Origin of the sequence: Arachnia propionica (genome assembly GCF_037055325.1) — a bacterium.
GTDB lineage: Bacteria > Actinomycetota > Actinomycetes > Propionibacteriales > Propionibacteriaceae > Arachnia.
The window spans coordinates 3,282,091-3,307,556 of sequence record NZ_CP146373.1; the positions used below are offsets into that span (position 1 = coordinate 3,282,091).

At 59.8% G+C, this 25,466-nt stretch carries 27 protein-coding genes; 9 read left to right on the top strand and 18 right to left on the bottom strand.

The features are described from left to right. Positions 1-22 precede the first annotated feature (22 nt). The 3 genes from V7R84_RS15225 (at position 23) to V7R84_RS15235 (ending at position 4,152) form a co-directional block, all read left to right on the top strand. The gene (locus tag V7R84_RS15225) at positions 23-994 is read left to right on the top strand and encodes a sugar-binding transcriptional regulator (RefSeq protein WP_338570668.1); all 972 of its coding nucleotides are present in this window, start codon (positions 23-25) and stop codon (positions 992-994) included. A 66-nt stretch (positions 995-1,060) separates the two neighbouring features. Next, positions 1,061-1,978 carry an enoyl-CoA hydratase/isomerase family protein gene (locus tag V7R84_RS15230; RefSeq protein ID WP_338570670.1) on the top strand — a complete coding sequence of 306 codons (918 nt, stop codon included), beginning with the start codon at positions 1,061-1,063 and terminating at the stop codon, positions 1,976-1,978. A 56-nt stretch (positions 1,979-2,034) separates the two neighbouring features. After that, on the top strand, positions 2,035-4,152 hold the full coding sequence (locus V7R84_RS15235) for a prolyl oligopeptidase family serine peptidase (RefSeq protein ID WP_338570672.1): 2,118 nt from the start codon (positions 2,035-2,037) through the stop codon (positions 4,150-4,152). Between the two features lie 215 nt (positions 4,153-4,367). On the opposite strand, the gene V7R84_RS15240 is transcribed toward V7R84_RS15235, so the two are convergent. From V7R84_RS15240 to V7R84_RS15250, 4 genes are all read right to left on the bottom strand, one after another. Next, a complete protein-coding gene (locus V7R84_RS15240; RefSeq protein WP_338570675.1) occupies positions 4,368-5,294 on the bottom strand; it encodes a hypothetical protein in 927 nt (308 codons plus the stop codon). A gap of 23 nt (positions 5,295-5,317) precedes the next feature. Continuing rightward, positions 5,318-6,121, bottom strand: a complete 804-nt coding sequence (locus V7R84_RS15245) for a hypothetical protein (RefSeq protein ID WP_338570678.1) — start codon at positions 6,119-6,121, stop codon at positions 5,318-5,320. Between the two features lie 365 nt (positions 6,122-6,486). Beyond that, a complete protein-coding gene (locus tag V7R84_RS15530; RefSeq protein ID WP_412728065.1) occupies positions 6,487-6,765 on the bottom strand; it encodes a DUF2752 domain-containing protein in 279 nt (92 codons plus the stop codon). 2 nt (positions 6,766-6,767) lie between these two features. After that, the gene (locus V7R84_RS15250) at positions 6,768-7,232 is read right to left on the bottom strand and encodes a hypothetical protein (RefSeq protein WP_338570681.1); all 465 of its coding nucleotides are present in this window, start codon (positions 7,230-7,232) and stop codon (positions 6,768-6,770) included. Positions 7,233-7,453: 221 nt separating this feature from the next. Here V7R84_RS15250 and V7R84_RS15255 point away from each other — a divergent pair, with 221 nt between their 5' ends. Next, the gene (locus tag V7R84_RS15255) at positions 7,454-8,077 is read left to right on the top strand and encodes a hypothetical protein (RefSeq protein WP_338570683.1); all 624 of its coding nucleotides are present in this window, start codon (positions 7,454-7,456) and stop codon (positions 8,075-8,077) included. 57 nt (positions 8,078-8,134) lie between these two features. On the opposite strand, the gene V7R84_RS15260 is transcribed toward V7R84_RS15255, so the two are convergent. The 5 genes from V7R84_RS15260 to V7R84_RS15280 all read right to left on the bottom strand — a co-directional run bounded on the left by V7R84_RS15260 (position 8,135) and on the right by V7R84_RS15280 (position 11,321). Beyond that, on the bottom strand, positions 8,135-8,746 hold the full coding sequence (locus tag V7R84_RS15260) for a hypothetical protein (protein WP_338570686.1): 612 nt from the start codon (positions 8,744-8,746) through the stop codon (positions 8,135-8,137). Positions 8,747-9,051: 305 nt separating this feature from the next. Next, the gene (locus V7R84_RS15265) at positions 9,052-9,246 is read right to left on the bottom strand and encodes a hypothetical protein (protein ID WP_338570689.1); all 195 of its coding nucleotides are present in this window, start codon (positions 9,244-9,246) and stop codon (positions 9,052-9,054) included. Positions 9,247-9,697: 451 nt separating this feature from the next. Then, the gene (locus tag V7R84_RS15270; RefSeq protein WP_338573930.1) at positions 9,698-10,006 is read right to left on the bottom strand and encodes an AzlD domain-containing protein; all 309 of its coding nucleotides are present in this window, start codon (positions 10,004-10,006) and stop codon (positions 9,698-9,700) included. Further along, entirely contained in the window at positions 10,006-10,722 is a 717-nt protein-coding gene (locus tag V7R84_RS15275) for an AzlC family ABC transporter permease (RefSeq protein WP_338570692.1), read from the bottom strand. Before V7R84_RS15275 ends, V7R84_RS15270 begins: the two co-directional genes overlap by 1 nt. Continuing rightward, positions 10,719-11,321 carry a TetR/AcrR family transcriptional regulator gene (locus V7R84_RS15280; protein ID WP_338570694.1) on the bottom strand — a complete coding sequence of 201 codons (603 nt, stop codon included), beginning with the start codon at positions 11,319-11,321 and terminating at the stop codon, positions 10,719-10,721. The genes V7R84_RS15275 and V7R84_RS15280 overlap by 4 nt, the downstream gene beginning before the upstream one ends. A 136-nt stretch (positions 11,322-11,457) precedes the next feature. Here V7R84_RS15280 and trxB point away from each other — a divergent pair, with 136 nt between their 5' ends. From trxB to V7R84_RS15305, 5 genes are all read left to right on the top strand, one after another. Further along, positions 11,458-12,390, top strand: a complete 933-nt coding sequence (trxB, locus tag V7R84_RS15285; protein WP_338570696.1) for a thioredoxin-disulfide reductase — start codon at positions 11,458-11,460, stop codon at positions 12,388-12,390. A gap of 34 nt (positions 12,391-12,424) precedes the next feature. After that, positions 12,425-12,745 carry a thioredoxin gene (gene trxA / locus V7R84_RS15290; protein ID WP_338570697.1) on the top strand — a complete coding sequence of 107 codons (321 nt, stop codon included), beginning with the start codon at positions 12,425-12,427 and terminating at the stop codon, positions 12,743-12,745. Next, a complete protein-coding gene (locus V7R84_RS15295; protein ID WP_338570700.1) occupies positions 12,745-13,548 on the top strand; it encodes a hypothetical protein in 804 nt (267 codons plus the stop codon). Before trxA ends, V7R84_RS15295 begins: the two co-directional genes overlap by 1 nt. A 128-nt stretch (positions 13,549-13,676) precedes the next feature. Then, positions 13,677-14,975 carry a PLP-dependent aminotransferase family protein gene (locus V7R84_RS15300; protein ID WP_338570703.1) on the top strand — a complete coding sequence of 433 codons (1,299 nt, stop codon included), beginning with the start codon at positions 13,677-13,679 and terminating at the stop codon, positions 14,973-14,975. A 36-nt stretch (positions 14,976-15,011) separates the two neighbouring features. Continuing rightward, the gene (locus V7R84_RS15305; protein WP_338570706.1) at positions 15,012-15,950 is read left to right on the top strand and encodes a D-alanine--D-alanine ligase; all 939 of its coding nucleotides are present in this window, start codon (positions 15,012-15,014) and stop codon (positions 15,948-15,950) included. 219 nt (positions 15,951-16,169) lie between these two features. On the opposite strand, the gene V7R84_RS15310 is transcribed toward V7R84_RS15305, so the two are convergent. From V7R84_RS15310 to rpmH, 9 genes are all read right to left on the bottom strand, one after another. Then, the gene (locus V7R84_RS15310; protein ID WP_338570707.1) at positions 16,170-17,087 is read right to left on the bottom strand and encodes a ParB/RepB/Spo0J family partition protein; all 918 of its coding nucleotides are present in this window, start codon (positions 17,085-17,087) and stop codon (positions 16,170-16,172) included. Further along, complete coding sequence (locus V7R84_RS15315; protein WP_338570709.1) at positions 17,087-18,100, bottom strand: ParA family protein; 1,014 nt, start codon at positions 18,098-18,100, stop codon at positions 17,087-17,089. The genes V7R84_RS15310 and V7R84_RS15315 overlap by 1 nt, the downstream gene beginning before the upstream one ends. Before the next feature lie 1,900 nt (positions 18,101-20,000). Next, a complete protein-coding gene (locus V7R84_RS15320) occupies positions 20,001-21,326 on the bottom strand; it encodes a threonine/serine ThrE exporter family protein (RefSeq protein ID WP_338570711.1) in 1,326 nt (441 codons plus the stop codon). Positions 21,327-22,032: 706 nt separating this feature from the next. Beyond that, positions 22,033-22,653, bottom strand: coding sequence for a 16S rRNA (guanine(527)-N(7))-methyltransferase RsmG (rsmG, locus tag V7R84_RS15325; protein ID WP_338570713.1), 621 nt, complete (start codon positions 22,651-22,653; stop codon positions 22,033-22,035). 119 nt (positions 22,654-22,772) lie between these two features. Further along, the gene (locus V7R84_RS15330) at positions 22,773-23,243 is read right to left on the bottom strand and encodes a protein jag (protein WP_338570716.1); all 471 of its coding nucleotides are present in this window, start codon (positions 23,241-23,243) and stop codon (positions 22,773-22,775) included. Between the two features lie 25 nt (positions 23,244-23,268). Then, positions 23,269-24,363 (bottom strand): membrane protein insertase YidC, encoded by a 1,095-nt coding sequence (yidC, locus tag V7R84_RS15335; protein WP_338570718.1) that lies wholly within the window; start codon positions 24,361-24,363, stop codon positions 23,269-23,271. Beyond that, complete coding sequence (gene yidD / locus V7R84_RS15340; RefSeq protein WP_338570720.1) at positions 24,364-24,639, bottom strand: membrane protein insertion efficiency factor YidD; 276 nt, start codon at positions 24,637-24,639, stop codon at positions 24,364-24,366. An 8-nt stretch (positions 24,640-24,647) separates the two neighbouring features. After that, positions 24,648-24,992, bottom strand: coding sequence for a ribonuclease P protein component (gene rnpA, locus V7R84_RS15345; protein WP_338570721.1), 345 nt, complete (start codon positions 24,990-24,992; stop codon positions 24,648-24,650). A gap of 8 nt (positions 24,993-25,000) precedes the next feature. Then, positions 25,001-25,138 (bottom strand): 50S ribosomal protein L34, encoded by a 138-nt coding sequence (rpmH, locus tag V7R84_RS15350; protein ID WP_130875511.1) that lies wholly within the window; start codon positions 25,136-25,138, stop codon positions 25,001-25,003. Positions 25,139-25,466: the final 328 nt, after the last annotated feature.

A 25,466-nucleotide genomic window follows, 5' to 3' on the forward strand; every position in this document is an offset into this window, starting at 1 on the left:
GGCCACGTCCTGAAGGAGCGCCATGGAACGCAACACCGAGTTGCTGCTCCGGGTGGCACGCATGTACCACGTGCAGTCCGAAACCATGGATGCGATCGCCCACCACCTGGGGGTTTCGCGCTCGACGGTGTCGCGACTGCTGAAGGAGGCCCGGGACCGCGGACTGGTGCGCGTGACCATCACCGATCCCGACCGCCCCATGACCCGCCTGGCCGAGATCTTCCGCAAGAGCTTCCACGTCCAGGCGCACCTGGTCAACGTCCGCCCCGGATCCAGCTACATGCTGCGCCTCGAGCAGGTCGCGAAAGTGGCCGCCCGGCTCCTCGACGACATCGTCACCAATGGCGATGTCGTCGGTGTGGCGTGGGGCACCACAGTCTCCGCGATCGCCCAGCACCTGCGACCCCGCGACCTGAGTGGAGTGATCGTCGTCAGTCTCAACGGTGGCGCCAATCAGCGCACAACAGGGCTTCCGTATGTCGGCTCCATCCTGCAGCGCTTCGCCGTCGCGTTCCACGGCGAGGAACAATTCCTGGCGCTGCCGGCCTTCTTCGACAACCCCGACACCCGCACCGCCATGTGGGCGGAACGTTCCACCCGCCACATGCTCCAGGTGCGGGCTTCCTGCACGAAGGCGGTCTTCGGGGTGGGAGGGCTCGGCTCCGAACTCCAGTCGCACGTGTACTCCGCCAACTACCTCGACGACTCCGAGTTGGCCGATCTGAAGTCAGCGGGTGTGGTCGGCGACGTCTGCACCGTGATGCTGCGGGCCGACGGGTCCTGGCGCGACATCCCCATCAACTCCCGCGCCACCGGCATGACCCCGGCGGAGCTGCGGGCCATTCCCCGCCGCATCTGCGTGGTCAGCGGGACGGGCAAGGCGGTTCCGGTGCTGGGCGCACTACGCGCCGGGGTCGCGACGGATCTGGTGATCGACGAGGAAACCGCCCGCGCGGTGCTGCACGAGATGCGTCCCGGTTTGCGCCTCGACTAGGAATTCCGGGGATAGTGTTTCCGCTGCCGGTTCTGAGGCGTTTCGTGAACCTCATAGGCTGTCCTCATGACTGATCTGCTCGTCACCACCCTGGACGATGGGGTCGCGACTCTCACCCTCAACCGTCCCAAAGCCATCAACTCACTCAACCTGGAGATGCTCCAGGCAGCACACGAGATCCTCACCTCGTGGGCCCACGACGATTCGGTACGGGAGGTAGTGCTCCGCGGCGAGGGGGCGCGCGGATTCAGCGCAGGAGCCGATGTGCGGGAGTTGTCGCAGGCCATCAGTGGCAATGGACCCTGGCTGAGGTTCCTGGAGGTCGAGTACCTGCTCGACCTGATCGTCGCCCAGTTTCCGAAGCACGTCACCGCCCACCTCAACGGCATCACCATGGGCGGCGGTCTGGGTCTGACGGTCAACGCCGACCGGCGAATAGTGGGTTCGTCGACGCTGATGGCGATGCCGGAGACGAAGATCGGTTTCTTCCCGGACGCGGGTGTCATGTACTGGCTGGCGCGGGCCGGGGCTCTGGGCACCCACATGGCGCTCACCTCCGGCACGATCGGCGGGGGCGACGCTCTGCGCATCAACCTGGCCGACGAGTCGTCCGACGGCGATCTGCCCGCCCCGCTGTCGGAGGCCGCCTGGATCCAGGAGTGCTACACCGGGGACGACCCGGTCGAGATCGCACACCGGCTCGAGGAGCACCCCGACCAGGCCGCCCAGCAGGCGGGTCGTGAGCTGCGGGCTCGCTCACCGTTTGCGGTTCACGTCGCGCTGCGGGCGCTGCGACGGGCCGCCACTCTTGACTTGAACGGTGTGCTGCACCAGGACCTTCGGCTCGCGGAACACATGATCCCCGTCGATTTCGTCGAGGGCGTGCGCGCGCTCCTGATCGACAAGGACAACCAGCCCGCCTGGCGCTACGCCACCCTGGAGGACGTGCCGGCCCGGGTCGTCGATGAGGTCTTCGCCTACTGACAGAAAATCCCTCGCGAGGTACCGCCGCGGCCTTTCCGTGACTAGGCTCGTGTTCCATGAGTGATGACCAGTCCCGCAATCCCGGTCTACCCGCCCGCGACGGCTCCACCGACCCGTGGCTGTGGCTCGAGGACGTGACCGGCGAGGACGCGCTGGGGTGGGTGCGTGAACGCAACACACGTGCCGAGGGGGAGCTCGACGCGAACAACGATGTGACGGCCCTGGCCGCGGAGCTGAAAGCGATCCTCGACTCCCCGGCAAACATCCCGAACGTGGTGCGCCGCGGCGACCAGCTGTACAACTTCTGGACCGACGCGGAGCACCCGCGGGGGCTGTGGCGGCGCACGTCGCTCGACTCGTACCGCACCGAGGAGCCCGACTGGGAGGTGCTGATCGACGTCGATGCCCTCAACGCGGCAGAGCAGGAGGACTGGGTGTGGCACGGCGCCACCGTGCTGCGCCCCGAGGAGGGGCAGCCGTGGCGACATGCCCTGATCGCCCTGTCCCACGGCGGCTCCGACGCAGACGTCACCCGTGAGTTCGATCTGGTCACCAAACGATTCGTGCCCGCTTCCGAGGGCGGTTTCGAGCGGCCCGACGCCAAGGGCAGCCTCAGTTGGATCGATACCGAGACGGTGTTCGTCTCCACCGACTTCGGGCCCGAGAGCGTCAGCAGTTCCGGGTATCCCTTGCAGGTGCGCCGCTGGCGTCGAGGAACGCCGATGTCGGAGGCGACTCTCGTCCACCAGGGCGAACCGACGGACATGCAGGTCGGTGCGGGTCGCGATCACGTGCCGGGTTTCGTGCGCGACTGGGTCTACCAGGTCCGCGGCTTCTACGACTACGACCTGTTCCTGCTAAACCCCGACGACTCCCTGACCCTGATCGACGTCCCCTCCGACTGCACGGCTTCCCCCCACCGCGACCTGCTGCTGCTCACTCCCCGCACCGACTGGGAGGTCGACGACGTGCTGGTGCCTGCGGGATCCCTCGCGGTGGCGCGACTGGATTCGTTCCTGCCCGGCTGGGAAGGAAAGGGGCCGCGCGTGCGAGTGCTATTCGCCCCGTCCAGGTCAACGTCGATCGCGGATTTCTTCGTCACCCGGAACTTCATCGTGGTCACGGCCCAGGAGGACGTCCGCACCTACCTGCTGGTGTTCCACAACGACGGCGAGCAGTGGCAGTCGCACCGCATCCACCGCGATCTACCCGGCACGGTGTGGGCCTCGGCAGTTGACGACGTCGAGGGCGACGAACTGTGGATCACGGCCACGGGTTTTCTCCAGCCACCGACGCTGTACCTGGGTGATCTGGCGCCCCTGCTGACAGGAGATGAGCCGGCGCCGCTGGTGAGGATGAAGGCGGAGCCGTCACACTTTGACGTCACGGGGCTGGAGGTGAGCCAGCACTTCGCGATCAGCGACGACGGCACGCGCGTGCCGTACTTCCAGATCGGTCGCGCCGACCTACCCCCGGCCTGGGACAACCCGACCCTGCTCGGGGGATACGGCGGTTTCGAGGTGTCGATGTCACCGCAGTACGGACCGCTGACGGGCAAGGCGTGGCTGGAGCGGGGCGGCACCCACGTGGTCGCGAACATCCGCGGCGGCGGTGAATACGGCCCGGCCTGGCACCAGGCCGCTCTGAAGGAGCACCGGCACCGCGCCTACGAAGATTTCGCGGCGGTCGCGCGGGATCTCGTCGCCCGTGGCGTGACCACCCGGGAGCGCCTGGCCTGCCTGGGAGGCTCAAACGGCGGCCTGCTCACGGGCAACATGCTCACCAGGTATCCGGGTCTGTTCGGGGCGGTGGTGATCCAGGTTCCGTTGCTCGACATGCGCCGCTACACGAAGCTCCTGGCCGGGGCGTCGTGGATCGCCGAGTACGGCGACCCCGACACCGACGACTGGGACTACATCCGCACCTTCAGCCCCTACCACCTCCTGGAGGAGTCGGCGGACTACCCGGCGACGCTGGTGACCACCTCCACCCGCGACGATCGCGTCCACCCGGGCCACGCCCGCAAGTTCACGGCGGCCCTGGAGACCATCGGAGCCGACGTCCGCTACTGGGAGAACACGGAAGGCGGCCACGGAGGGGCAGCCGACAACGCCCAACAGGCCTGGATGAACGCCCTGATCTGGGCCTTCCTGCACCACACCATAGGCCGCTGACCGACACCACGAAACCCGCCCCGGTCCGGCCCACATCCGGTTCGCTGGCCTTCCTGCGGCTCGCCAGCCCTGTCGTCGTCCGCCAGCCCACCCGACGGAAACGCCAGCCTTACGGACAAACGCCAGCGCTACAGCGCAAGCAAACGACCGCAAGGCAAGCGAACCATCAGGGGTACATTCCTAAATTTTTAAACATCTATCAAGAATCGACCGGTTTAACCTTTCGCATGCTGACCCTCGATCATGGCCCCGGATATCCGAGGAATCATCCAAGCTAAACCCGTCGCGATATAAGTAACAGCCAAAGCCCAGCTAGGCTGATTCGATTTGAAAGGCTTCGAGTCTATTAGCGCCATAAGGCATGTAAGTGAAATTATTACAGCGGGGACTAGGGCCAAGGCCGTCCAGGCCCCCATCACACTTAAGACCAAATACGAAACATATCTTGGAATCAAAGATATTTCTGAATCGAACATCAGATCCAACAAAGATAGCGTAGCAATAACTATTAATACGGCAGCTACGGTAGCCGTATAGAGGAATGGGCGAAAATATATCATATCGAAGAATTCCGATGGTTTAAGAGTCGTTCTATCGGCACTATTTGCATCCCCATTCGCATAGGGCACTCCGGTCACGAATTGAAAGCACTGACTCAAGTAAAGACCTCCAATTACATATAGCCCGTGTGCGATGGCAACCTTCAACGCTCGCACTGCTTTAGGAGAGTTCCAGTTTTTTACGGTCTCTATCATCGTTGTCAGTCCGCGCCCTACTGCCCGCATGGCCTGAAACCACTGGACCACTTGCCAAATAGCATAGAAAAATAGCACTGCAGATACTGGAGCACCTAGTATTAGCGCCAATTTAACCAAGATGTCATCAGGATTTGGAATAGGGCTAAGCATTATCATTTTCTTTGTAGTGCCACCATCTGGAAGTTTATTCACAGCCCTATCGAGTGCAGCTTTACCAAGGGCGCCACTGCTCGGAGGATGGTCTGGGAATACTCCTTCTGGATTCTGTTTTCTCATGCCTTGTACTGCATCGTCAACACAGGTAGCACCAACAACCCCCTCCCCGACAAAAACTGTTGCTATGACCCTCTGACACCGTAACCCGCCCGCAATGATGAACTTCACAAAACTTTCTTACATAGCGCTTATCAGCAAAGCTTTCTAAAAAGAATTCTCATCCACGCAAAGACAGCATATCCGGCACAGAATGCAAGAACTGATAGACTCATGTGCCACCGCGGCTGAAACTGCTGAGCGCCATAGTTACTGAACTCAAACAAACTCCATAGCTCAAAGCTGCACCAAAATCCCACGATTGCTGAACTAGAGATCCCAACAACAAAATCAGGAATGACTATCACTCCAAGCATGAAAGCATAGGTGAGAACAGGAAGAAGCCATTGCGGGTGAGACTCCCACACAAAAGTAAGGCCAAATGGATTCTTCATAAAATCAATCACTGCAAGGGAACCGAGTCCAGCCATTATGGACGAACCAACGCTACGGACACGACTTCTTTTCCGCAGCGAGAAAATAGAATAATGAATAACTATGGAGATAGTAACTGCAGCAAGTACAGTCCAAGCACTCCAATTATCCCATTTCCAATGGGCAATCGCCAGAACTGACAGAACACCTCCAATAAGTCCATGGATAGCATTGTAGAAGCTATTTGACAGATTTTTAGACACCTCTAATGTCGCGAGTAATCCTGTCAGTGTTCCGAAAATAAAAACTAGAGAATAGAGAAGAGTGCCGCTTAACGAGTTCGACAACAAGGAGACGGCACTAGCAACGGCCAAGAGAGGAGCATGCCAGCTGTACAGTCTTCCAGGATCTCCTTCTTCAGAAAAGCGTCCCCACAAGATCCTAAGTCCCAGAAAAGTAGCCGCACACGTCACACCAATAGCCGACCACAGAAGATACGAATGAAATACCTGTGAGCCATTCATTCCAACACTCTTTCTACAACGGAATCAACACTGGTAGAATTTTGGAAAATTTCACATACCTCGATTCAAGAGGTATGATTCTTATCCGCAACCATTCTAAAGTCCATTCTGGATAAAATTCCGCTCACCAGACATAGTTCCTGATTGATAATTCGACGGTTAAATTTTACTTCATACGACCTGAATTCCCCTGGTTGATAGACAGTCTGCAATCAGTGCATGCTTATTCATAAACTGCGCGGCTTACTCACAGCTATCGTTAACTGTGCTCTGAGTAAGGATTTTGTTGGCCGTCACACTCTCTATGAATAAGTCTCACTGCCAACTCGGTAGCGGAAGTGTTCCCCACAAGGGAGTATTGCGAACTATGCCAATAGCGTGACGAGATAGAGAGAGATGTTGTACCCCCACCAAGCAATTTGTGTGACGCCAGAAAGTTTCAATCTTCTTTTCAACGAAAAACGTCTCGATCCGATAAACCAGAAGATTGACCATGTTCCGCAAACAGCTAGGACCATCACCAAAGGCCATGCAGGGTTCATTGCAAACGCAGTTGACACATCCCCATGCATTATTGCGATATATGCGCGCGTCATTCCGCACATCGGACAAAGATACCCGGTAAGTAGTGGCACAATACACATTGTCACATACGAATTTTTGCCTGCGGATCAACAGAAAGAATAGCCGCTTTCACATCCTCGAACAGCCGCAAAGCGATAGCAGCACCTTCTCCTTTACGCATAAATGATTGGCTCGATATGTATGCCTCTACATCAGAGCCTTGTTCATCACCATCGAGATCAACTTTGAACTGCCAGTCTGCTCGTACGAAATTTCCGTATACATAAACCAAGCCATAATCAGAGAACCTTTTCAGGTCGAGCTTGGCAGTGACGTTTTTGTTGTTCCCTTTTTCGATACGAGCACGTATCGCAGAAGCAATCTGTGCAGGCGCCGCGGATACTGCCGCTTGGAGATGTGTGATCCGTGCTTCTTGTCCTTGGTTACGTTTATGCATGTAGAAACGGAAAAGCCAAAGACTTCCGATAATCAGAAAACATGGACACAGCAAGAAGAGAACGCCACCCAAACTTTGAGAATTCGACACGATTTAGACTCCTATCTATTCACTCTCATATAGATTCACGCAGAGGACTGTAAAATCTGCACCACCATTCAGCGGCAGTCAGCTGCATGATGGTTATTACGCGACAATCCCATGAATGATGAAGTTTCTTTCAGCCTCCTCCTGAGACTTGACTGATGACCCCAGCATTGCAGGCATCGCAGGAATTAGCGCCGTATGAGAAAAAGTGAGACACTTCAGGGATGTCGAACAGCTCAGATCATCCTCAGAGACAGGCGTGGGTCGAGTTCGGGGCCAGTCTGCAGCGGTTCCGGAAGGGAACCAGCCTGCAGAAACTCGCAAGCTGCGAGCGCAACCAGGGAAGTAACAACGTCTCACGCGCACAGCTCTCACGCTACGAACGTGGTGAGATCCTTCCCAAGATCTGGCGCGCCAAGCACCTCGATCTCCTCTACGAGGCAGATGGGTGGGTGGAGATGACCTTGGCAAACTTATGGGACAACCGATGGGACCCTTGGCGACATAGCCAAACAGCACCTACCAAGTCATACGTACATCGCTGGCCACCCGACTATTCCGGCCCGGTCTGGATACGCATGGCTCCCACCGCCTCCTCGATGGACGAGGAACACCGCATAGTCCTCACCTGGGGACCATGGACTGCCTTGGCGAACATATCCCTGCCGCAGGATGGAATCTATCTCACCACCGGCAAGGCAAAGGACGATGAGACATCAGTGGCGATCGAGATAACATGCCACCAACCCGTGTTCGCGCTCTTCGGATCCGGGACACCCGACGGTGCCGCTCAAATCATTGATATCAGGCATAACTGGATACACAAAATCTTCACTCAGATATTCTGAACACCCAGTTGCTCGTCGAAAGGAATAGGTAGCACCCGGTCTCCGAAATTCAAGGCCTCACCTTGTGATCCACTCCGGATCGGCGATGCTGTACTGATTGATGCCGAGAGGTTCCCGTTGCCCGAATTCCACTTTGGCAGCCGGCTCCACTTCAACAGTCAACGGAACACTGTCCGGATTGCGTTTGGAGTGTACAAGATTCAGTGATTCTCCCACCGGAAGCATTTTCGCGAACATATAAGCTCCCCAAGCAATCTTGACGCAATGCTGCCTTCCCATGTTCTCAGGGGCAGGAATCACCTTGACCCAAACCGTTCCGATATAGCTCGCAGGATGCCATCCTCGATGCAGGGTGGAAATCCCTTCGATCTCTTTTGTTTTCGCATCTTCATCCGTGAGACTGGTTCGGTTCATCGTTGACGAAGATTCATCAGCCAAGAAACATGCCGCTCTGGGGAAGAGACCAAGCGCCTGCGCCAAGTTCATTATTTCATGAGCGGCCACGCTTTGCAGAAGCATTCCTCCAGCCACCACACCGACCGCCGCCGCTACGATACCTCGCCCAAAGATCGCGAAGCGCGTGTCCGATCCTGAGTCCTTACTCGTTCCCTCTCTTGATGCCAGCTTCCCTGACCGTGCCACCTGCTGTTTCAGTTGTATGCATCCCACAACGCTTTCCTTCCACCTCGCTTGTCCACATGGATCTGACGGACGGACAGCACCTCAGTCGGAACAGCCGGTGGGCGCCGCTTTCCCTGCCCGACCGGGCCGCTGGTCTTACCGCGGTTCGCTGGCCTCCCAGTCGTCCACCTGCCCACCCGACGGGATTGCCAGCCTTAAGGACAAACGCCAGCGCTACAGCGCAAGCAAACGACCACAAGGCAAGCGAACCATAGGGAGCGACAACGAGGTGGCGAACCCGGTACCCACACCATACCCCGCAACCCTCACCAAGGCAGCTGCTGCCAATGCTCTCAACGTTTTCGCCCGTTGGAGTTCCACTTAGTGGGACGTCGGATCTTCCGCCCGCCCTCTGACACCACCTCGGGGAGCAACGAGGAACGGATGCGGCTCTCGTAGCCCTCGAAGGATCTCGGCATGAGTTGTCTCAACTCGCTGGATTTGCGACGCGGCGGGAAAGCAGCCGCGATAAACAAGTCGGGTTTCATGGACTGGGCCATACGAATGGCTGGCGACGTAGTCCGTCCATCTCGCACCACAGGACCGGCATCGACGAGGTTTCTTCTGGTACCTACCCTCGATGATCTGAACCTGCTGGGGATACTTCGTCTCCAAGGCTTGAGAGTATGTCTGCTGCCTGGCAAGAGCGTCTTGCTGCCCACAGACCGGCGCGGTGAAGTAACGAAGGGCAACCAATTGGCTCCTGGGCCGCAGTTTCTCGGCAAGGGCGACGAGGTCGAGCCACAGCCAACGGCACTGAGCTGCTTCGTGCAGCCCGTGATACAGATTGAATCCATCCACATAGACGATGAGGCAATCCCATAGGGCTTCCTCGTGAAATTGGTTGTGCAGCACCTTACAAGTGCACTATCATCGTGTCTACACCCCCCGGTGCGCTTGAGCTACCGGGTCAACGGCCCCTTACGGGGCCGTTTTTGTTCACCCCGCCACTCCCGCGAGCCTCACCAGGGCGGCGGCCGCCGCCCCCAGCACCACGACCAGCAGGAACGGTGCCCGCAACCGAAGAGCCACCACCGCGACCACCAGCGAGGCCACCCGCGCGTCGACGGTGACGGTGCTGCCCGTGGTGAAAGTGGAGACCCCGATCAGCCCGGCCAGCACCCCGACGGTCATCCCGGCCATGGTCAGCACGGTACGTTCGTCGTCGAGGAGGCGACGCGGCACCAGAAGACCCGCCAGTTTGGTCGCGCAGCATGCCAGCGAAGCGACAAGCACCCAGCCCCACATCACCGCACCCCTTCGTCCTCGGCGTCCTCATCCCCGGTGGAGGAGTCATCGCTGACGACACGTCGACGCCGAAACCAAGTGACGCCACCTCCGATCACGACGGCGGCCAGGATCGGCAACCCGGCGGGCAACACCGGCACCAGAGCCACCGTCACCACGGCCGCGACGATCGCGGTGGCCACCGCATCACGCGTCACCAGGCGGGGCCACAGCAGCCCACAGAAGGCGGCGAGGGCGGCACCGTCGAGTCCCCAGGCCTTCGGGTCGCCCAGCAAATTGCCTAGCAGCGCCCCAACCAGGGTCATCGCGTTCCACAGCGTAAACACCCCGACTCCGGTGGCCCAGAAACCCAGCCTCCGCAGCCGCTGGTCCGGCTGGGCCGCGGCCACCGCAGTCGACTCGTCGGTGGTGATGTGCGCCATCAGGACCCGCTGCGGCCCGCGGGGATGAAACCACGAGTTCACCTGTGTCACGTAGACGGCGTTGCGCAACCCGACGAGCATGGCCGCCCCGGTTGCGGGCAGCCCGCCACCCGCCACCGCCCCGACAAAAGCGAACTGCGACCCACCCGTGTACATCAGCAGGCTCAACACCATCGTCTGCCAGACATCGAGCCCCGCCGCGACTGCCAACGCCCCAAAGGACACCCCGTAGGCCCCCGTCGCGACGCTGACGGAAAGCGCCATCCGCCAGGTGGCGGAAGTTTCCGCGGTCAAAGATCCCCGCCCGTGATTCCCGCCACGAGACCACGTGCCGCCTTTTCACCAAGGTCGACCACCACGTCGACAGGCATGCCCGAATCAAGCTGCCGGAACCCGGCTTCCAGCAGGCCACGGGTCAAACCGGCCGCAACCCTCAGTCGCACCGGGTCCTGCACAAGGCTCGCCCACGCCTGGGCGATCGAGTCGCGCATGACGGCGTGGGAGTCGTCCATCACCTTCGCGGTGGCGGGCGACGGAGCGATGGAGCGGCTCAACCCCATCAGCCAGCCGTGCCCGGTGCGGGCCGCCTGTTGCAGGTTCGCGCGAACCCACACGACGATGCGTTCGGCGGGTGCTTCGACGGTTTTCAGTTCGGCGGCGACCGCGTCGATCCAGGCGGGCAGATGACGCGCCAGAACCAGACCGCGCAGATCATCCACGGAGTCGACATAACGATAAATACTGTTGCGGGCAATTCCAGCAGCCGCGGTCACTGCTCCGGCGGTCAGCTTCTCGGGCTCGCCGGAGCGCATGATCTCCTCGGCGGCGTCAATCAGCCGACGCTGAACCATCGCACGGTGCTGGGCAACGGTGGGGGCTGCGATCTTCGGCACGCGATTCCTTCCTGACTCCTTGGCGACCAATACTAGAACTTCGTCGCGAAACCGCACTAGAAGTATTCATGATGTGCCGCCCACACCTTGACACCCATCTACACTGGACCGGCACCACGACGACCCGAGGGGAACCATGACCGTTCATGAGCTCATCATCATCGGCTCCGGCCCAGCCGGATACACCGCGGCCATCTACGCGGCCCGCGCCGCACTGAACCCCGTCGTGTTCGAGGGCGCCCTCGACAGCGGCGGCGCACTGATGAACACCACCGAGGTGGAGAACTTCCCCGGTTTTCCCGACGGCGTGATGGGCCCCGACCTGATGGGCCAGATGCGCTCCCAGGCGGAGAAATTCGGGGCGCAGCTGATCAGCGACGACGTCGAGGCCGTCGACCTGACCGGAAAGATCAAGAAAGTCACCGACTCCGCCGGCAAGGTCTGGGAGGCGAAAGCGGTGATCCTGGCCATGGGCTCCGGGTACCGCAAGCTGGGCGTCGAGGGAGAGGAACAGCTCTCGGGCCGCGGCGTCTCCTGGTGCGCCACCTGCGACGGCGCCTTCTTCCGCGACAAGCCCATCGCCGTGATCGGCGGCGGGGATTCCGCGGTGGAGGAGGCCACCTTCCTGACCCGTTTCGCCTCCCGCGTCACCCTCGTGCATCGACGCGACGAGCTGCGCGCATCGAAGGCCATGGTCGCCAGGGCGGAGAAGGACCCGAAGCTGGATTTCGCGTGGAACTCGGTGGTGGAATCCATCAATGGGGATGCACGCGTGGAATCCGTCACCCTGCGCGACACCGTGACGGGGGAACACCGCCGACTGGAGGTCTCCGGGGTGTTCGTCGCCATCGGCCACGACCCGCGCAGCACGCTGGTCACGGGGCAGGTGGAGCTCGATGAGGCGGGCTATGTGAAAGTCGTCGCAGGCTCCCAGGCCACGAACCTTCCCGGTGTGTTCGCCTGTGGTGATCTGGTGGACCACACCTACCGCCAGGCCATCACGGCTGCCGGTTCCGGATGCCGGGCCGCCCTCGACGCGGAACGCTGGCTGGCCGCAAACGAAGCGTGAACGTAGACTCGCCCCTAAGAACAAGGAGTGTGACATGGCCGTTGTCGATGTGACCGAGGCGACCTTCGCCGACGAGGTGCTGCTTTCACCGATACCGGTGGTGGTGGACTACTGGGCCACATGGTGTGGACCATGCAAACAGATGGCCCCCATCATCGAGGAGCTCGCCCGCGACTACGAGGGCCGAGTGAAATTCGTGAAACTCGACATCAATGCCGAAGTGGCTTTTGCCGCCGAGAAGGGGATCCTCAGCATCCCCACCCTGGAGTTCTACAAATCCGGGCGGGTGGAGAAAACCCTGTCCGGAGGCAAGTCCAAGAACGCACTCAAAAAGGTCGTCGACGAGCTCATCTGATGACTGGCCGTTTCCCGCGTCACGGCGAGGGCATGCCTCGCCGTAGCGCGAGCAGTCCCGACTCCCCCCTGGAACCGCAGTTTCCTGCGCCCCGGCGAACTGCGGAGAGCGTTCCGACTCCTCCCAGGTTCACCGGCCCGCGTCGAAGCGCTGTCAGCCCCGAAAGCCCCGACCACACCACGGTTTTCAAGAAAATCACTGAACCGATTGCGCGTCGTTCAGCCGTTTCACCAGAAACACCCAACAAGGATCCCGGTGAGTGGCGCAACGTCCCGTCGAAGGACGAAATCGATGCCGAAACCCCACGGAACCACATCCCACCCATCCCCGGGTTTGTGAAGGTCATGGGGGTCGTCGCGATTGTGGTGTTGCTCGTGGTCGCGATCTGGGTGGGCATATCCCTCAGCGGGATCGGAAAACCCAACGCAGAGGCATCGCCCGCCTGGGATCTCAAGCTTCCGTCGCAGATCGCGAATTTCGCACACGACGGGGTGAAGGAGTCAGCGGCGCCCAGCGGTGGGGGAACGGTCCTGCGATCCAACTACTCCGATGGAAGCTCTAAGTTTGCGCTGTTGCTGCAGCGTCCAGCACCGGAGCTGGAGACCTATCTTTCCGATTCCGGCATCACCGGTGTCACCTCGGTGCACGACGCCTCATGCGGAACCTTCGAGCAAGCACAGAAGCCGGTGTGCGCCCGGGTCATCGATAAAACGGTCATCGTGGTCATGGGGTTCAGCGATCAGGATAACGAGACCTTGGCGAACCTGATCGAATCCGTCTACAACGTGGTGAAGAACCAGTAGTGAGTAATGGTTTTCGCGGTCGTGACCCGCATGAGACAGTTTCGGAAACTTATGTGGAGCGCTCCAAATCATCTCGGATGTTGCGCCCACTCATCCGATCTCGTCATCCTCCGGATAACGTGTACCCAATGAAGGTCACTCGATACGACACCCGCTTGGACCCACTCGTCGAACACTATGCCGTCCGTACCCAGGGCCTGAAGGTATCCGCGGTCCGGGCGCTTTTCGCAGTGGCCAACCGGCCTGAGATCGTGTCGCTGGCGGGCGGGATGCCAAACATCAAGGACCTACCCCTAGACGAGATCGGTGACCACATCACCCGGATGATCCGCGATCACGGCACGCAGGTCATGCAGTACGGATCCGGGCAGGGAGAGCCACGCATCCGTGAGCAGATCTGCGAGCTGATGGCGGAGGAGGGCAGCGTCGCGGATCCCGATGACGTCGTCATCACTGCGGGTTCCCAGCAGGGCCTGGACCTCGTCACCCGCATCTTCTGCGACCCGGGGGACGTGATCCTGGCCGAGTCGCCGTCCTATGTGGGAGCGCTCGGTACCTTTCAGAGCTATCAGACCGAGGTAGTGCACATTGCCTGCGACTCCGAGGGGCTAATCCCCGAGGCGGTGACCGAGACCGCCGAACGGTTGAAGAAGCAGGGTAGGAGAGTCAAGTTCCTATACACGATCCCGAACTTCAACAATCCGTCGGGGGTGACGCAGTCCCTGGAGCGGCGCCACCGGGTCATCGAGAGCTGTGCCGCGGCAGGGGTATTGGTGGTGGAGGACAACCCCTACGGACTGCTAGCCCTCGATTCTGACCCATTTCCGGCGATGCGTTCCCTCAAGGCGAACGTGGTCTACCTGGGATCTTTCTCCAAGACCTTCGCACCGGGGTTCCGCGTCGGCTGGGTCTGCGCCCCGCATGGGGTCAAGGAACGTCTGGTGCTGGCCCAGGAGTCGGCGACGCTGTGCCCGCCGGTGTTCTCCCAGTTCGCGATCAGCAATTATCTGGAGAACTGCGATTGGCGCGGCCAGATCGAGAGCTTCCGTAACATGTACCGTTCCCGCCGTGACGCCATGCTCGCCACCTTGAAGCGGGAAATGCCCGAAGGCTGCTCATGGACCCGGCCCGCAGGTGGGTTCTTCGTCTGGGTGACGCTGCCCGAGGGATTGGACGCGTCGGCGATGCTGCCGCGCGGGGTCGGCGCCCGCGTGGCATTCGTACCGGGCCCCGCGTTCTTCGCCGACGGGCAGGGTTCCCGCAATGTGCGGCTGTCCTACTGTTTCCCGCCGCCGGACCGGATCGTGACGGGAGTGGAGCGCTTCGCCCAAGTGGTGAAGGGCGAGCTGGAGATGCTGCGAACCTTCGGCATGCACACCCCGTCGCACGCCAACCCGGCCAAGGGACCGGGACCGAATCTGAACTGACCGCACCCCGATTGACCCGAGTGAAGGACTGATGCCATGACCGTGTTCGTGATCGCCGGTGGCCTGAGCCACGAACGGGAGGTCTCCCTGCGTTCCGGGAAGCGCCTGGCCGAGGCGCTCCGGAAGAAGGGCCACACGGTGGCCGAGACCGACGTCAACGCCGACCTGATTCCCCGGCTGCTCGGGGATGAGGACTCTGTCGTCATCCCGGTGCTGCATGGCGGGCTGGGTGAGGACGGTGCGCTTCGGGAGGTGCTGTGGACGTTGGGGGTGCCCTTCGTTGGCAGCGACGGCGCCAGTTCCCGGCGCACCTTCGACAAGTCGGTGGCCACGCGGCTGGTAGGGGACGCCGGCCTGGCGACCCCACAGCAGGTCGCACTGCCCGACGACGTCTTCCGAGAGCTGGGCGCCCAAGCATTGATGTCGGCGCTCGGGGAGCGGATCGGTTTCCCGCTCATGGTCAAGCCCGCCAGATCGGGTTCGGCACTCGGAGCGACAAAGGTAAATTCGGCGGATGATCTGCCGGCTGCCCTCGTCGGAGCCTTCGCCTACGGGAAGGACGCTGTAGTGGAAGAGTTCGTCGAGGGCACGGAGCTGTCCGTGACCGTCATCGAGGACGACACCGGCCCGCGCGCGCTGCCACCCGTCGAGATCAGACCCGCCTCGGGGGTCTACGACTACGAGTCCCGTTACACCGCAGGGGCCACCCGTTTTCTCACTCCCGGTGAACTGCCCGACGACGTGCTCGAGGCAGCCGGGGACTTGGCGGTCCGCACCCACCAGGTGCTCGGCCACCGCGACCTCTCCCGCATCGACATGATCGTGCGCGACGGCGTCCCGGTGTTTCTGGAGAGCAACGTAGCACCCGGTCTGACGAACACCTCGCTGACGCCCCTCGCCTTGGACGCCGCAGGCCTCGGCATGGGGGAGGTGTTCTCCGCCCTCGTGGAGCAGGCCCGCCGCCGCGGCCACTGACACGGCTCCCCGCCCCAAAGCCGGTTGAGCCGGAGAGCGAGGAACGAGCGACCCGAGTGAAACCGCCACCCGACGCCCGAGGCTCTTTATCCCAGACACGGAAAAGAGCTTCTCATTATGCTTCCAGTACAAAATCCCTTGTCAGAAGCCCGAGCGTCAACCATCGCAGGCCATTTATCTACTTATCGATCAAACGGTAGAGCGTTATAAAGCTTCGTCTCAAGGCTCGACGGTACGACCGTCAATGACGGCCATGATCCGGTCGAGATCGTCGGTAGAGGCAAACTCGATGGTGATCTTGCCCTTGTTCTTACCGATGGCGACCTTCACCCGGGTGTCGAAGTGATCGGAGAGAAGCGCTGCAACGGCGGCTTCACGTTCCGATGGAAGCCGACGGACGCGGGGGGTAGGTTCTTCCTCAGTGGGTGCGTCCCCGAGCCGGATGATCTCCTCAGTACTGCGAACTGAAAGACCCTCCGCGACTATCCGCTCGGCGAGCAGTTCCTGCGATCGCTGGTTGGTCAGCCCCAGCAGCGCGCGTGCATGACCAGCGGAGAGGACACCGGCCGCCACTTTCGTCTGCACTGTGGAGGGGAGGTTCAGCAGCCGCAGCGTGTTCGAGATCTGTGGACGACTGCGGTGAATCCTCTGGGAGAGTTCTTCCTTGGTGCAGTTGAAGTCTCCCAGGAGCTGCTGATAGGCGAGGGCTTCCTCCAGGGGGTTGAGGTTGGCCCGGTGCAGGTTCTCCAGGAGCGCATCGCGGAGAAGCGCGTCGTCATCGGTCCCACGGACGATGGCCGGAATCGTTTCCTTTCCCGCCATCTTGGAAGCGCGGAACCGGCGCTCACCCATGATCAGCTCGAAGTGCTTAGGACCGGCTTCACGTACAACGACGGGTTGCAGCACGCCGAACTCGCCAATGGATGCAGCTAGCTCACTCAGGTCGTCTTCATCGAAGACGTGGCGTGGCTGCCGAGGGTTGGGGACGATCTGGTCCAACGGCAGCTCGACGAAATAAGACCCGTCGCGAAGCCGGTCGGACGGAGTACTTGCGTCACCGGAAGTATCCTCGTCCGTCCGTGCGAAGAGGTCTCCGAGGCCTTTCCCAAGACCCACGTGTTGTTTTCCTCTGGCCATCAGGCGATTCCTTCCTCATTCATGGCAGCGCGGGCGATCTCCTCGGCTGCCTTGAGGTAGGCCACCGCACCAGGTGATTTGGGGTAGTAGGTGAGGACACTCTGCCCATAGGAAGGCGCCTCGGCAATTCGCACCGAACGCGGGATCTCCACATCCAGGGTTTCCTTCCCGAAATGGGCACGCACTTCGCCAGCAACCTCATGGGAGAGGTTGGTGCGATTGTCGAACATTGTCAGTAGCACCGTCGTCAGCTGCAAGCGATCGTTCAAGTTACCCTTGACCCGCTGAATGGTGCGCATCAGCTGGGAGACTCCCTCGAGCGCGTAGTACTCGCACTGGATCGGCACCATGATCTCATTGGAAGCGACGAGGGCGTTGAGGGTGAGCAACCCAAGAGAAGGGGGACAGTCAAAGAACACGTAATCGACCCCGGACTCCTCAGTGTAGGCAGTCAGCGCCTTCTTCATCTTGGATTCACGTCCAGGTTCGTTCACAAGCTCCAGCTCTGCCGTCGAGAGGTCGACAGTGGCGGGCAAGACATGCAGGTTCGGACTGTGAGGCGATTGTTTGGCGAGATCCTGAATACGCTCTCCGCGGAGCAACACCTCGTAGGTTCCTGGGGTCCCGGGATCGTGATCTATACCGAGGGCGGTGGAGGCATTGCCCTGTGGATCAATGTCGACCACAAGAACATTGAGTCCGCCGAAGGCGAGCGCGGTAGCAACATTGACGGTAGAGGTAGTTTTTCCAACGCCGCCCTTCTGGTTCGCCACCACAAAAATGCGGGGACTCTCCGGGCGTGGCAAGGTCGGGACCCGGGTATCTTCGTCGCACTCGGTACCGTATTCATCATCGGCCACCCAATCGTCGTCAGCACGGTCAAAGAACGCGCGGCGCGGCCCGGTAGGAGTCTGTATGGCCGTTTCACGTGAAACGTTCTCGTGATCCTTCCACGGCTCGACGTCCACGTCATGTTTCGGAGTACGCTTGCGCTTGCGAAAGAACAGGGCCATTGAGTCCTCCTTTGACGGTCATCAACTTTAGCCTGAGTCCATGACACGAGCTGAAACCTCGCGGCGTTTCACGTGAAACGCATTGCACGAATCCGAACGAATGACAGGGATGGCAGTCAGGCGCCCCAGGGAGCTCAGGCGGCGCAGACAACGATCATGTGAACGACTGGGCTGGCGCATGCCGATAATGCTGCGGCGGGGTCGTCCCATTCAATCGCACGACACCTGAACAGAGGTATCGATGATATTGCCTTCTTGACCAACCAGATGTGTCGCAGGAGTGAATCTGCACCGAAACTGCCTCTCTCCCTCCACGTCTCGATTAGCAGGGTTGGCTAGTGGGAACACGCCTTCCAGATCAACTATTCCTACAGAGAAGACACCCCGCATGGAAGCTCATCAGCCAACATTGCAGGCATCGCCGCGAGACCAGCTTTCCCGGAGAAGCTGGGCATGTGCGTTTCACGTGAAACGCACATGTCCAGTCGGTACTCAAATCTGCTCGATCAGACAGGTCTCATGACGTTACGCCGGCCAATTTATCCCTCTGCTCAGTCCTGAATCTCTGTACGTCCTCGTCAGATCGACCGGAGAATGTATCTACGCGCACGGTGCACCCACAGATTCTCACCTCAGCCAGCAGGACCACTGTCACCGCGACGCAGGCCCCGCCCCATCGAGCGATGTCGCTCTTCCGAGCATCGAAGCCCGGCGAAGCCATCCGCTATCTCGTCCTAACCTAGCTGCTGTCGTTGATCGGGCCGCATGGAGGGATATAAGACCTTATAGCGATATATTGATTTGAATCTTTCCCGTTAAAAGGGCTTGGCTGGCATCGCACGCAGGCAGAACACATCCATTCCCGACCACTCACCGAACAAGCGTGGCCCCGTCGCAGGTGATCCATGCCAACACCTTCAGTCACGCAGATTTCATGACGCGATGCCGGATAGTTGGTCATGACGTACCGAGGGCATCCCCATCTGATTACTCTCTCGGAGCAAAGGTCGAAGTATCTTCTGCGGTACAAGAGCACATCCTGCCAGAAAATCCGTCAGGCAAGGAACTACGGCACTCTCATGAGTGCTCCCGAAGGTCGCCAGGGTCAGCACATGTGCTGACCCAATACGACGACGAGAAGATGACACATTCTCAGATCACGTCGAGACTCGGGGGCTTGGTGACGTTTCACGTGAAACGTCACCACGCGCCCGAAAACACATTGTAGAAACATGCACGCAGATGAACCACCGCATCCTTCACTTCAACTGAATCCAAACCCTCTCCCTAACCAGTCACTTCCCACACCATCCGATGTGCACATACCAGGAAACCCCCATCGCCACGCGATACGAAGGACATCGTGAACGAGATGCAGCAATGACTACCGCCTCTCACTCCCACGGAGGACTCGCGTGGTGGCGCCACAGGGCAGGATCCCCAATCCATGGCCGATGGCGACATCTGAGATCTGATCCCCGTAATCGGCTTCTACTCGCACGTTCCAAGTTCATCGCCCCTGCTCGGTTCAACACCACGTGCTACGAGATTAACGACCCAGTCGAGAATGAGAATGCTAATATAGCTATATACAGCTATAAAGACTTAGCATTATGAATCTTTGTTGTGATGGCGATGCGGTTCGAATCCGCCACACAAACATGGTGAATCCCGAAACCATGATCACTCCGGTATCAGCACCTCTTTGTGCCAGTTACCTCCCGATCACATGAAAGCATTCGTTATTTCCTGGCCTATCGCCGTAGCGCCCCTCTCGCATCCCGCAGGAGGTCACCACCCGTTGGAGGAAAGCGGTGACCGCATAGCGAACGGGAACCGGTACGGACTCACAGCCGAAAACATTCGTCGACAAGAGCGTTTCACGTGAAACGCAGGGCGGTCATTCCTTTCCATTGGACTGGATGCGCCCAACCAACCACATTCCAAGCACCACTGACGGTCCGATGATGAGAACTGCGACAAGAGCCCGGAGGAATGCCTCCCCTACTCCGGGGAACCTGAAGAGCTCGGAGATGATGATCCAGTAGACGTCGAGTCCAGGCAACAACGCTCCCGCTATCCCGACGATACACAGCTCGCTGCTCGGAATGCGCAGATAGCCAGACGACAAACCCGAGACCACACCAAGTGCCAAAGCTGCTATCCCCACTGCCAACGTCGGATCTAACGAAGCGTGACGCTGAAGAACAGCGTTGATGATCCCCGTCAACGCTCCTACCCCAGCCGCAGGAAGCAGCAGCCTGGGACCACCTCGCATGAAGAGCGCATTTCCCAGAGCACCAACCATGCATGCAACAATCACGAGCCACAGTTCAAGGGATCCCGGGCGAGCAGTAGAACTCGCCCCCGCGGTATGTACCCCTCCGATTTGACTGAGTGCCAACGCCCCACCGAGAGTCGTCATCGAGACAATCACCAGGACTGCCGTCAGCCGTGCCGCCGCGGTGACGTAGTAGGTGTTGATGGCATCCTGAGCAGCTTGGACGATCTGAGGGATTGGAAGCAAGAGCACCAGCCCCGTAGCGATAATCGTTGCAGAGGACGATATCGTCGCTACCCCACAAACACTCAGCAGGACCCCCAGCAATACCGTCAGAGCCGCTTGTCCTGAGACGGAGAACGCTTTCGGAAGGTCAATGTGCTCCAGCAGGGCGCCGAATCGGTTGACAAGCAGCAGACAACCACTGGCCAAAGCAGCAGCTATCAGGCTGCCGCCGGTCTGCAGAGTGATCGACGCCGCGAGCATCATTCCCCCGAGCACAACAATCCACCAAGGCCATGGTGATGGCTCTCGTTCTAGCTGATCCATGAGATTGGAAGCGCGTTTCACATCGACGTCTTCGCGCAACATCTCATTCAAAACCTGGTGGAGTCGGCCCATACGGTACAGGTCGAAGGAATCGATGGTGGCGGCGGCCCGCGTCATCGCGATTGGCACTCCCCGCTCCGACACATGAGAAGCCATCATCGTTCGCCCCACTGCCGTCACGGATAGATCAGCCATTCCAAGTGCTCGTGCGCACCCCGTCATAGCATTGATCGCAGCACGCGTGTCATATCCCGCCTCCAACATGACGACGCCAAGCCGAAGGGCAACAGTGATGATCTCCGACCTCACCGTGGTGGAAGTGGGTTGATCTGAAATCGCTACTTCCTCAACCCATTCTTCTTGAGCTGCATCGACAAACTCAACCGGTTCAGTCATGATGAGATTTTCCTTTCTAAACGGCCGCGGAGAACATTCTGAGCATTTAGGGTTTTCTTCGAGACCACTCCCACGTCTCCAGAGTCACACACTTCTCTGGTTAGCGCACGAAGCACAAGAAATCTCCGACTCCTGACAAGCTAGCACTCATCATCTGAAATCCAGCGGTTTCAGTCTCACTATTTTGTTGATCAAACTACAGATAGTGCACAGTGGTCGAACTCGTGTTACTCCGAGCAACATCAAGAAGCACACAACCCATTTCACGTCTCCGAGTCTTTTCCAACCAAGAATGACTCCGCAACTTCAAGACAGCATACAGCTTGAACGCTTTGTCGATAAAGCACTCAATAGGGAAAATGATTCGTGTCCCGATCGGGGCAATTCCACTCTGACTAGGGGTTCTATTAGCCGACGCGTAGCCCGCGACGACACCTCTCAGTCATGTTGATCCGAGAAGGTGGCGCACTGCGAGATGTGGAAGGCTGTCTCCAACCCCGCTCCGGAACGATGTGGCTCGCACCGAAATGCTGTGCGGCGCATTCATGATCGACACACATCTCAGCAAATTGCATGGCCGGATCATGGCTTCAGGAGTGCCACACATGAAACGTCGTTATCGATGCCAGGAAGAAGGCTCCACAACATCTCCCCTTCTTATTGGTGTACCGGCTCTGTCATTGTTCGCCAGGCGTGAACAATCCCTCTAGTTCGCACTCACCCGAATCACACGCGTCCCCTCGATTCCCGGAGCAGCATGAACGTGAAGAAGTTGGGCAGTCATGTGGTAATCGTTCAGGCGTTTACGCGCCGTCTCGATCTCACTCTCCGCACCTGCCCCTTTCAGCGCCAGCAACTCACCATCTGGAAAGAACATGGGAGTGGTCCATTTCAGAAGCTTCTCCAACGAAGCCACCGCCCTACAGGTAACCACGTCAAAGGTGTCATCGCAGTCCTCGGCGCGCAGTCGCTGCACCTGCACTCGCTCACCCAGGTTGAGTTCCTCAACTGCAAGCAGCAAAAAATTGTAACGCCGCAGAAGGGGCTCCAGGAGGGTTATCCGAAGGTCGTCTCGGCACAGCGCCAACGGGATTCCGGGTAGTCCGGCACCCGAACCGATGTCCGCTACGTCCACTCCCTGCCCCACCACATCCATCAGCGCCAAGGAATTCGAGATGTGCCTGCCCCAGATTTTGTCCGCCTCCCGCGGTCCGAGCAAGCCCCATTCGATGCCACGGGTTCGAAGAATCGTGGCGTAGGACTCCAGAGCATCGAACCGCTCCGAATAATACGTCCTGAGAATGCTTCTCGTTGCTTCTTCGGTCACGTCCTCTCCTTCCGGCTCCGCACTCGGCATGGAGTTCCTCCCTCACACAGGGGTTTCACGAATGGTTAACATTCCGCGTTCCCGACGCCGTTGTGTCTGACCGGGTCATCAGGAAACCCTCAAGACGTGGAGACCACCACACGACGCAATGGTGGTTCGCCCTCCGACTCGCTGGTGAGTCCGGCCCCCGCGACCTCATCGTGAATGACCTTGCGTTCATAGGCATTCATCGGGGCCAATCGCACGGGTTCCCCGCTCTCCACCACCTCCGCGATGGCGTCCTTCGCCAGTGCCACCAGCTCGAGGCGACGCTTCTCCCGGAAACCGGCGATGTCGAGGGTCAATCGGGAACGGTGTCCCGTCTCGGTCATGACCACCAACCGGGAAAGTTCCTGCAGGGCATCGAGTACCTCGCCGTCCTTGCCGACGAGGCGATCATCCTCGGTGTCGATGACGACATGGGCTCGGCCATTGCTGACGGAGTTCTCGATGTCGCCGTCGAGGTCTGCGATATCCAGCAGCTCCTCGAGATAGTCAGCGACCAGGTCACCCTCGGACAGCAGGGTTTCGTTGTCGGTTTTCTCACTCATGTCACTCCGATCGGGTGGGACCGATTCACTTCTTCTTGCGGGCGGATCGCGTGGTGTTGCGGGGCTGGCGGCGAACTCCACCCTGCGTGTTCGCTCCGCCGGAATTCTCAGTTCTCGAAGTTGTCCGGTTCACCTGCTGCCGTACAACACGACGTCGCCCATTTTCGTCAACAGGCTGCTGAACTGCCGTCGCCACAACTGCTGGCTTGTTCCTGCGTCGCTTCGCATTGCGCGCCTCCATGATGGCTTTCGGGTCTTTGCCCTGGGCACGCATCCGCTCCTCCCAGTCAACATAGGCGGGAGTGTTGGGAGCCGGGTTGTTACGGATCAACAGTCCCTGCTGCGCCATGGTCCAGACGTTGCTGGCACTCCAATAGACCAGCACACCAAGCGGAAGCACCGCCGAGGAAGCCGCATACATGATCGGGAAGATGTAGAGCATCACCTTCTGGCTCTGCGCCATGGGACCACTCAATGCCTCCGGTGGCATGTTCTTGCGCATCAGCTGGAGCTGGGTCAGGAACAAGGTGATCACCAGAACCGCGATCATCACGATTCCCAAGATTTGGGTGGCGCCGAACGGGTCGAGCGGGAAGATGCGACCCGCAAGCCTCGCCCCAAAGAGGTCGGCTCCCTGCAGCGAAGCGACGAGATCCGGACTGGTCTGGAACCAGTAGCCCCGGATCTGGTTGTCGGCTACACCCTGAAGAACTCGGAACAGAGCCCAGAAAACAGGCATCTGCAGCAACATCGGGAAGCAGGAGGCCATCGGATTGACCCCCTCTTCCGCATAGAGTTTCTGCATTTCGCGGGCGACCCGTTCCCGGTCCGAGCCGTGCTTCTTCTGCAACTCCTGGATCTTGGGTTGCAGCATCTGCAGGGCACGAGAAGAGTTGATCTGCTTGACGAACAGCGGAATCATCAAGGTCCGCACCACCAAGGTGAGGGTGACGATCGCCAGGGTCCATGACACACCGGAGTCGGCCCCGAACAGTGGGGACCAGACACCGTGGAACAACACCATGAGTCCCGAGATGGCCCAGTACAGGGGCTGCATCATCGCGGAGAGCAATCCGTAGAAGCTGTCCCAGATGGACAGCGGCACCAAGAGGTCGATCATCTAGGACACCTTCTGCCCGGACAATGACCGGGCCTCGTCTCGTCGGACTTCCTCTGCCCATTCTGCGGCTTCGGGAGTCCCAGGAACATAGTCGACCCCACCTGCTGACCACGGGTGACAGCGCACGATCCGTTTCACGGTTAGGAAACCTCCCTTGATTCCACCGTGGAACCCGACAGCACGCTCCCCGTAGGCGGAACAGCTGGGATGAAATTTGCAGACCTCCCCGTACAACGGGGAGATGAACCTACGCCAGGCCCGGATGAACCAGAGCATCGGGTACTTCAGCACGTCGCCCTCGCGAAAGCTCGTCGCCAGGCCGATTCCAGATCACCTATCAGTCTCTCGGGTTCGGAGAAAGACGGCGGTAGGGCTCGCACCACGACGTCGGCGGCACATGGGCTCGGGAGGCCGGCGACAAGATGTCGCAGACGACGCTTCACCCGGTTGCGGGCCACGGCGTTTCCGATTGCCTTCGACACAACAAAACCCACCCGAGTCTCCTCGGGTGGATTCCGATCACTCACGGCCACGTGGACCACGACACTCGGGGTACCGGCACGCGCACCCCGCCGAAACGTCGCAGTGAAATCACGGGAACGACGCAACCGACGGGATCGGGGCAGCACTACCGGGATCAGGCTGACAGTTCCGCGCGACCCTTGCGGCGACGCGCGCTCAGGATGGCGCGACCAGCGCGGGTGCGCATGCGGGAACGGAAGCCGTGCGTACGGCTGCGGCGACGATTGCTCGGCTGGAAAGTGCGCTTGCTCATGCGATGACTCCGTAGGTGATCTTCGACTCGGGAAAATTCCGCTCCCGTGGGCAGCGGCCTTCCAACGATACGCGTCGCAGCAGATTTCCACAAACCGCGGTCCCCGACATCTGGGGCCCGTGAATTACATGGTTGTAGTCCTTGAACACGGGCATTTTCATGTTGCGGATGGCTTCCTGGGGGACTAGTTTCGTGTTCCACGCGGCTGGCTTATCCACAGTCCTCGGCGGCCGCCGTCCAGGGTGGGGGAAGTTATACCCTGTTGTGGACAACCCTGTGGAATACCACTCCACCCTGTGTGGAACGCCTTGTCAGGAAGGAGTTGCTC